General features: G+C 40.7%; 4 protein-coding genes. 1 reads left to right on the top strand and 3 read right to left on the bottom strand.

Features of this window, described 5'->3' with window-relative positions; genetic code table 11:
- Window positions 1–233, bottom strand: a 233-nt coding sequence (locus tag A3K86_RS22975; protein ID WP_232321965.1) for a hypothetical protein, incomplete at its 3' end; no start/stop codon positions are given.
- A 1,308-nt stretch (window positions 234–1,541) separates the two neighbouring features.
- On the opposite strand from A3K86_RS22975, the gene A3K86_RS10835 reads away from it, so the two are divergent.
- Entirely contained in the window at window positions 1,542–2,483 is a 942-nt protein-coding gene (locus A3K86_RS10835) for a putative phage abortive infection protein (RefSeq protein ID WP_068330920.1), read from the top strand.
- A 150-nt stretch (window positions 2,484–2,633) separates the two neighbouring features.
- Here A3K86_RS10835 and A3K86_RS10840 read toward each other — a convergent pair whose 3' ends face one another.
- Both A3K86_RS10840 and A3K86_RS10845 read right to left on the bottom strand, forming a co-directional pair.
- A complete protein-coding gene (locus A3K86_RS10840; RefSeq protein ID WP_068330921.1) occupies window positions 2,634–3,476 on the bottom strand; it encodes a fructose 1,6-bisphosphatase in 843 nt (280 codons plus the stop codon).
- Window positions 3,477–3,686: 210 nt separating this feature from the next.
- Complete coding sequence (locus A3K86_RS10845) at window positions 3,687–4,415, bottom strand: hypothetical protein (protein ID WP_157599464.1); 729 nt, start codon at window positions 4,413–4,415, stop codon at window positions 3,687–3,689.
- Window positions 4,416–4,451 lie beyond the last annotated feature (36 nt).

Consider the following 4,451-nt stretch of genomic DNA (forward strand, 5'->3'; position numbering starts at 1 on the left):
ATGCCAAGCGTTGAGGGTCGTTTTAATGGCTTTGTTACCCGCTCGCGTAAAAGTGCCAAAGCAGCTTGCCTGCCATGATGCAATGAAGCTCGCTCTTCTAAAAATACTGAGTGGCAAACTTGAAACACAACGCTGACAAAGAAAACTATAGCCACCGAAGCTACTGCGTGTTTACCAACAAAATAGCGGCTATCGACAATATTTAGGCTGGAACTTTCGACTAAGCAAAACATTGACCACAGCCCAAGTTAAGCCGCGGGCAACACTCTCAAAACAATTTGGTTCGTCAACCACCAAAATGTAACCACCGGCATGCCAACGCACCGACTTCTTTGTTAAACGCGGCTACCAGAGAATGATTAACGACTTCTGCCACAGAAAACCAATAGCGGGGAGCGACTAACGTTTGTAGCCCTACCCGATAAAGTTTTTGGCACGAGTGACAGCATTTTGGGCGACAGGTACAGACTTGCATCAGTGATAGCCAAAGACATTATTGAACTTGGCATGCGAGTAACTCAACACCGCGATTTGCGATGGAAAAATCTCAATGCAGACAAATGGTTCTGGAATTGACCAACTCACTACGGCAACGGAGCCGACCGCCCCAACCTTCTAAATTCGCGAGGTAACGACCTGCCATAAAACGCCAGCAACGCATTACGACAATATTTAATTAACTACCGTAAACACTAAAGCCAATTCATACCTAGAATGCCAAACGTTGAGGGTCGTTTTAATGGCTTTGTTACCCGCTCGCGTAAAAGTGCCAAAGCAGCTTGCCTGCCATGATGCAATAATGCTCGCTCTTCTAAAAATACTGAGTAGCAAACCTAAAACTCAAAGCTGACAAAGAAAACTATAACCACCGAAACTACTGCCGGCTTACCAACAAAATAGCGGCTATCGACAATATTAAGGCTGGAACTTTCGACCAAACAAAACATTGACCACGACCCAAGTTAAGCCGCGGGCAACACCCTCAAAACAATTGGGTTCGGCAACAACCAAAATGTAACCACTGGTATGCCAACGCACCGACTTCTTTGCTAAACGCGGCTACCAGAGAATGATTAACGACTTCTGCCACAGAAAACCAATAGCGGGGAGCGACTAACGTTTGTAGCCCTACCCGATAAAGTCTTTTGGCGCGAGTGACAACATTTAGGGCGACAAGTGCAGATTTGCATCAGTAATAGCCTAAGACATTGTTGAACTTGGCATGCGGCTAACTCAAAACCGCGACTTGCGATGGAAAAATCTCAATGCAGACAAATGTTGCTGGAATTGACCAACAAACAGCAACAGCGGAGCCAACCGCCCCAACCTTCTAAATTCGCGAGGTAACGCCTGCCATAAGGTGTGCCCCACTGAACCAGCAAAGCGCGCTAAACTCCATACCAAAACCGCCGAGTGTAAGGCATCACCTTGATGGCCTTGTTATAACTGCCGTGACCACAAGCACTATGCAAAACTATTTGCATACAAAAGACTCTTATAGTATCAATGCCATCCATTATTTTAAACCTAGAGACATTTCAATGATTGAACGCTGTAAACAGCATCCGAAAACAGTAATTGCTTTGGTTGTTATCGCAGTATTTTGCGCAACACTAATTCCTTTTTTCACAACCTTTCACTACGGGTTAAGTAATGACCAAAGTGATTGGGGTGCTTTTGGCTCATACTTTGGTGGAGTAGTGGGATCCACATTCGCTGCCCTATCTTTTTTATGTCTACTTTATACGATATATTTACAACGTGAAGAATTAAATACAGCAATCCAAGCACTCAGCGACAGTGCAAGCGCTCAGCAAGAGCAAGCAAGTTTGATTAAGATCCAACGATTTGAAGATACATTCTACTCACTTCTTGCTCAGCATAATGAATCTTTATCACTACTTGGTAATAAAGACGTATTAAATAGTTACCTGCATAATTTACATACCATTCAACAGCAAGAAGTTTTACCCGATTATTATTTAAAATCACGACAAGAGCATATATTAAAGAACACAGAACTATCTCAGTACTTTAGAATACTTTATCAACTGCTTAAGTACATTGCACAAAACAACCCCAATAATGAAAAGCGCATTTACAATGAGGCATACCTTGGCGACATTAGTAACCTGAAGCCAAATGAAAAAATGTACTCAAGTATAGTTCGAAGCTTTGTCCCTGTTGACTTACTTCCATTACTAGCAATTAACTGTATTCCAACTTACTCAGGTCTGAACAATTTATCATTATACTGGTCCCTCCTTCAAAGATATGAGTTCCTTGAACATATGAGAGCAGACAAAATGCCAAATAACCTTAGTACTTGGGTAGTTCTAGACGGGTACTCCTATGCCTTCGGTGAAAACACTACAATTAAAGATAAATCCAATGAAATCAGAAAACACTTTAATGGTATATTTGAAGAGCAATTAACGGAAGGCAATTACCTCCATTCATACTTTGAGTGCAATCCTTATTAATGTAAGCCTGTAAAATATCAAGCCTATATTATACCTCGAATTGATTTAGGCTTGATAAGTTATAACGCCGCATTAAGGTGTGAGCGGCGCTTGGCTATACTTGAGCGAAGCGAAACTGCCAAGCGTTGCGAATCACTCTTAAATGCTTTGTTATGAGTCTTTTATTCCTGTGATATGAAGCTTATGAATTTCTTCACCACCAAAAGGACTTATTTCAAGTTCTACTAAACAATTTAACTCAACTTCTGGCTTTAGCATTGAATATATGTAGTCAACGTTACTTTGCTTACCAAAAATTGAAAAACTAAACTCGCCCACAGGTATATGCTGACCATGTTCAGAAACGCTTAGCTTGCCAACATTTTTGTACTTGTTAAAGTCGAAAACTTCGCATTTTAAAGTTCGTATTTCTTGCTCTAGTTTAGTAGGTACATCGAACATCTTTGCATCATCTTGACCTATATAAAGGTCATTTTCCTGAGCACCAATTTTTCCTGCTGAAATTTCCGTTAGTTTATCAGGACCTGCCATTCGAGCTAAATCTTGAAAGTTTGAGAGTGAAGCCTGACCTATTTGAATTACGGTACCATGATAGTGATGAACTTCATCCCCAACTCGAACGCTAGCATCACCGTCATTGTTAAACTCGTATGTTGGAGTCTCACCTCGTTGAACAGCGCCACAAACCGTTTTTAGGAAGTTAAAGGTATCTTTGGTTGCGTCCCAAATATTTTGGGGACCATATGATGTAAATAACGGCAGCCCAAGCTGCACACCCTGCAATACGATGTCAAAGTTAGTTAGCAGCGAGCCATGTTTGATTTCAGTGGTTTTGATAAAGTACTTTTCACGTTCTTTTTGAGTTAGCTTTTTAACCCCAGTGATTCCCATGTACGACTTATCAACAATTTTTTGAAAGTTATCGAGAGCTGTAACTGCCGTATGGAGAGGCACCCCATCTTTTAACTTTTGTCCGTCTATCTTGAATTGCATTTCATGCACAGCTTGTTTCTCACAAATGCGACTTTTAATGCGCAAATAATTGCACAAGATTGATTAAATGTCACTGATATAGAATAGAACTCCACCGGAGTTTAGAAAGACTCATAACGCCTAACATAAGTTGCGCCACGACTAACCTATAAAGCGCGCCGAGCTCCATACCAAAAATGCCGAGTAAAACGCGTCAACTTGATGTTTTTGTTATGTGCCGACTTTTAACAAGCCTTTTCCTTGACGCTTAGGATCGTGGCTAGTCAAAATGTACACGCTCTGAAAAGCTTCAATATCAGAAAACATTGTATCTTTGATATATTCCTCTATTGTCGTTGCATCCAAGCGTGGTTCATCAGTAAATATCAATAGAACTAGCTCATCATACCCTGCTGGTAGCTGCTCACATTTTTTAGCTTTAGTGCTAATAATATTCTGAAGTTTCAGAGTAAAGGTCTCGTAGTTCCACGATATAATTTCCTTGATGTACTGGATGCGTTTACGTTTAATATCTAAACCAATAGCTTTCTCGTTTACTAATTCAGTTACTTCAACACCAATTTTTTTACCCGTATTTATTGAAACCGCTACATCAGGTGGATCTTGCGCTAAAGACATTGAAACCAGATACTCTTTGGTCTCGGCTTCAAGCATTTGAAAAAGTGACTGAGTAACGAATAACTCTTTAGTTGTTTTATCGGGAGTTTCAAAAAAGTCTGCGTGTCTACGTACCATAAGCTTACGTTTCGCGAGATAATCTTCAGTTGCTTTTTCAAAACGAATCCTAAACGCGTCTAGCTCATTCCTTTTATGCCAATATAATTTTAACTTTCTCGATCTACGCCTTTTTAACTCTAAACGTTGCCTACTATTCATCTTTTTCTCCAAGGCACATAACGCCTGCAATAAGGTGTGCCCCACTGAACCTGCAAAGCGCACCAAACTCCATACCAAAACCGCCTAGTGTAACGCATC

This window comes from Photobacterium jeanii, assembly GCF_001650345.1.
In the GTDB taxonomy this organism is placed as follows: domain Bacteria; phylum Pseudomonadota; class Gammaproteobacteria; order Enterobacterales; family Vibrionaceae; genus Photobacterium; species Photobacterium jeanii.

Coding starts and splice junctions, on each gene's coding strand:
- A3K86_RS10835 (WP_068330920.1), top strand. CDS start 1,542: ATGATTGAACGCTGTAAACAGCATCCGAAAACAGTAATTGCTTTGGTT.
- A3K86_RS10840 (WP_068330921.1), bottom strand. CDS start 3,476: ATGCAATTCAAGATAGACGGACAAAAGTTAAAAGATGGGGTGCCTCTC.